Here is a 2,351-nt window from a genome sequence, read left to right on the forward strand (position 1 = left end):
CCCTCCCACTCCGGCCCCTCGGCCTGCGCCTTCGCCGCCGTGCGGATGGCCGCGCGGTTGGCGGCCGCGTACGCCGCCGCCAGGACTGGCCCCAGCGCCAGCAGGACGAGACCGGTTCGCGCCATGCGTGCTCCTCTCCGCTCCGAGGCTTCAGCTTGCTATCCCGCGCTGATCGGCGCGTGCCCGGGAAGCGGCCCGCTCGTCGAGGGCGCGCAGTCCGTCCAGCGTGAGCTCGGCCGCGCGGCGGGCGGTCCCCACTAGCTCGTTGATCGAACGGACGTTCTCCAGGTTCGCCATCATGGCCAGCTTCATCGCCCCGATCAGCGCGCCGACCGCGCTCGCCGCCTCGACCAGGTCCAGTTCGCCGGGGAAGGCGTCGTGCAGCGCCTTGGCCAGCTTGACCTGGCTGTCGAACAGCAGCAGCAGCCCCCTCGCCTGCAGGGAGGGCTCGGTCATGACCAGCCGCGTGCGCAGCTCCGCCTCCTCGAACGTGAGGCCCCCACCCTGGACCGCCCAGATGATGCTCTGGTCGACGAGCCGGTGCAGCAACCCGGTGGGCGCCTCCTCCGGCCTCCTGGTCGCCATCAGCTCCAGCGCCCGCTCGAGCCGGTCCTGGCTGTCGTAGTAGACCAGGTCCTCCTTGCCGGAGAAGTAGCTGAAGAACGTCCGCGTCGACACCTCGGCCTCGGCGGCGATCTCCGCGAGCGTGGTCTCGGCGTAGCCCTTCTCCTCGAACAGCCGGAGCGCCGCCTCGATCAGCGCCCGGCGCGTGCGCTCTTTCTTGCGCTCCCGCAGTCCCACCATGGGCGAACTTTACTGCATGCCCTTATTTTCTTCATCCATTGCAAATTTGCACTTATTGAGGTTTTCTGGTGAGACGAGCCTGGAAAGGAGCCACGGCATGTCCGATCTGACCCTTCCCATCGACCGCCAGCGTCCACTGGACCCGCCCGACGAGATCATCGAGCTGAGCCGGCAGGCGCCGATACACCGCATGAGGTACGCCGACGGCCACCTCGGCTGGCTGGTCACCGGTTACGCGGCGGCCCGCGCGGTGCTGGCGGACCCGCGCTTCTCCAACCGGCCGGAGAAGATGCACCCGCCGATCCCCGCCAGGATGGAGCTCGCCCAGAAGGGTGAGTTCCGGCTGCCGCCCGGCATGTTCCTGCGTACCGACCCGCCGGAGCACACCCGCTACCGCAAGCTGCTCACCGGCCAGTTCACGGTGCGCAGGATGAAGATGCTCGAACCCAGGATCGAGGAGATCACCGACGCCTGCCTGGACGACATGGAGGCCGCGGGCGGGCCTGTGGACCTCGTGCAGGCGTTCGCGCTGCCGATCCCGTCCCTGGTGATCTGCGAGCTGCTCGGGGTCCCGTACGAGGACCGGGCGCGCTTCCATGAGGACGCCAAGGTGCTGGTCAACCTCGAGACCAAGGCAGAGGACGCGCTGGCGGCGCTCGGCAGCACCATGGGGTACCTGCACGGGCTGATCCAGCGCAAGCGCAAGGAGCCCGGCGACGACCTGCTCAGCGGGCTCATCGAAGGCGGGGACCTCAACGACGAGGAGCTCACCGGGGTCGCGTTCCTGCTGCTGGTCGCGGGGCACGAGACGACCGCCAACATGCTGGGGCTGGGGACGTTCACGCTGCTCACCAACCCCGGCCAGCTGGCCGCCATGCGGGACGACCCGTCGGTGGTGGAGAACGGGGTCGAGGAGCTGCTGCGCTACCTCACGATCATCCACCTCGGCCCGTTCCGGCTCGCGCTCGAGGACCTGGAGATCGAGGGCAACCTCATCAAGGCGGGCGAGATGGTCGCCGTGAGCCTGGCGGCCGCCAACCGCGACCCGTCCCGCTTCCCCGGAGGCGAGACGCTCGACGTCACCAGGCCCGCGGGCGGGCACATGACGTTCGGCCACGGCATCCACCAGTGCCTGGGGCAGCAGCTCGCCCGCGCCGAAATGCGCATCGCCTACCCTGCGCTGCTGCGGCGCTTCCCTGCCCTACGCTTGGCCGTAACACCCGAGGAGGTGCCGATGCGCTCGCACATGAGCATCTATGGAGTGCACCGCCTCCCTGTCACTTGGTAGGTGGCCATGGAGATCAAGGCAGATACGACAGTGTGCATCGGGGCGGGCATGTGTGCGCTGACGGTGCCGGACGTGTTCGACCAGAGTGAGGACGATGGGACGGTGGTGGTGCTGCGGAGCCCGGTGCCGCAGGAGCTTGAGGACGCCGTACGGCGCGCCGTGACCCTGTGCCCGTCGGGCGCCATCTCCGCCTCCTGACACGCCTGCACCCTGACACCCCCCTTGAACCACTCGCCGTCGCCGCAACCCGACCCTGCGG

3 protein-coding genes are annotated in these 2,351 nt (G+C 69.2%); 2 read left to right on the plus strand and 1 reads right to left on the minus strand.

The genetic code is table 11. The annotated features are described in order from the left end of the window. Positions 1–150: 150 nt before the first annotated feature. Positions 151–804 carry a TetR/AcrR family transcriptional regulator gene (locus tag ETD86_RS53960; RefSeq protein ID WP_138674324.1) on the minus strand — a complete coding sequence of 218 codons (654 nt, stop codon included), beginning with the start codon at positions 802–804 and terminating at the stop codon, positions 151–153. A gap of 97 nt (positions 805–901) precedes the next feature. On the opposite strand from ETD86_RS53960, the gene ETD86_RS53965 reads away from it, so the two are divergent. Continuing rightward, the gene (locus ETD86_RS53965) at positions 902–2,092 is read left to right on the plus strand and encodes a cytochrome P450 (protein ID WP_138674325.1); all 1,191 of its coding nucleotides are present in this window, start codon (positions 902–904) and stop codon (positions 2,090–2,092) included. A 6-nt stretch (positions 2,093–2,098) separates the two neighbouring features. After that, the gene (locus tag ETD86_RS53970) at positions 2,099–2,290 is read left to right on the plus strand and encodes a ferredoxin (protein ID WP_138674326.1); all 192 of its coding nucleotides are present in this window, start codon (positions 2,099–2,101) and stop codon (positions 2,288–2,290) included. Positions 2,291–2,351 lie beyond the last annotated feature (61 nt).

This window comes from Nonomuraea turkmeniaca, assembly GCF_005889735.1.
Taxonomy (GTDB): domain Bacteria; phylum Actinomycetota; class Actinomycetes; order Streptosporangiales; family Streptosporangiaceae; genus Nonomuraea; species Nonomuraea turkmeniaca.

What these genes read in the sequence shown, in the direction of transcription:
- ETD86_RS53960 (WP_138674324.1), bottom strand. Translation starts at nt 804, where the DNA reads ATGGTGGGACTGCGGGAGCGCAAGAAAGAGCGCACGCGCCGGGCGCTG.
- ETD86_RS53970 (WP_138674326.1), top strand. Translation starts at nt 2,099, where the DNA reads ATGGAGATCAAGGCAGATACGACAGTGTGCATCGGGGCGGGCATGTGT.
- ETD86_RS53965 (WP_138674325.1), top strand. Translation starts at nt 902, where the DNA reads ATGTCCGATCTGACCCTTCCCATCGACCGCCAGCGTCCACTGGACCCG.